This is a genomic window from Corynebacterium sp. HMSC14B06 (assembly GCF_001807075.1).
In the GTDB taxonomy this organism is placed as follows: Bacteria; Actinomycetota; Actinomycetes; order Mycobacteriales; family Mycobacteriaceae; genus Corynebacterium; species Corynebacterium jeikeium_D.
In genome coordinates this window covers 1-751 of record NZ_KV787397.1, presented here as the reverse complement: position 1 = coordinate 751, position 751 = coordinate 1, and the positions used below count along the sequence as shown (strand labels likewise).

The window sequence follows — 751 nt, the reverse complement described above, 5'->3', positions numbered from 1 at the left end:
CCCGTTACCTTGTGAGTGTCCCCGATAATGGGGATAGTCGCTGGTCCCGGTATGGCTTACCTGCCCTGTAGTTTCCATAATCCGGGGGGTGTTGCCGCCGGGTGCCAGGACTTTCGATGACAGCTGATAGGGACACGGCCAGTTTTAAACTAGGTCTCTTTGTAACGTGGGTGCTTGCAACGAAGGTCATGACACCAGCGACTGGAACAACGCCATACCCATCTCGTTTTCTAGGAGCTCATCATGTCTCCGGAGCATTCCATCGACATATTCCTTGGGTTAGACGTCGGCAAATCTGAACACCACGCCTGCGCCTTAGACCGTGATGGCAACAAGGTCTTCGACAAACCGTTGCCTCAACTCGAATCCGAACTAGCAGGCGTTTTTCACCAGCTTCAGAAGCTTGGCACCGTGCTCGTGATCGTCGACCAACCCAACACCATCGGCGCACTACCGATTGCTGTAGCCCGGGACTGCGGTTGCGAAGTCGGATACCTGCCAGGTCTTGCGATGCGCAAAGCTGCAGATCTCTATCCGGGACGTGCAAAAACAGACAAACGCGACGCATTCATCATCGCCGACACCGCCCGCACAATGCCCCACACGCTACGTGCCGTCGACCGCAATGATGAGGTACTCTCCGCCCTAAAGATGCTGTCCGGCTTCGATGATGACATCGCCCGCGATTGCACTCGCACTGTCAATCGGCTTCGCAGTGTCCTCACCCAGATCTACCCCAGCCTGGAACGAG

General features: G+C 56.1%; 1 protein-coding gene. It reads left to right on the top strand.

From position 1 onward, the window contains the following. Positions 1 to 243 precede the first annotated feature (243 nt). Positions 244 to 751 (top strand): IS110 family transposase (locus tag HMPREF3130_RS10025; protein WP_141737810.1); only part of this gene is annotated, 508 nt, incomplete at its 3' end.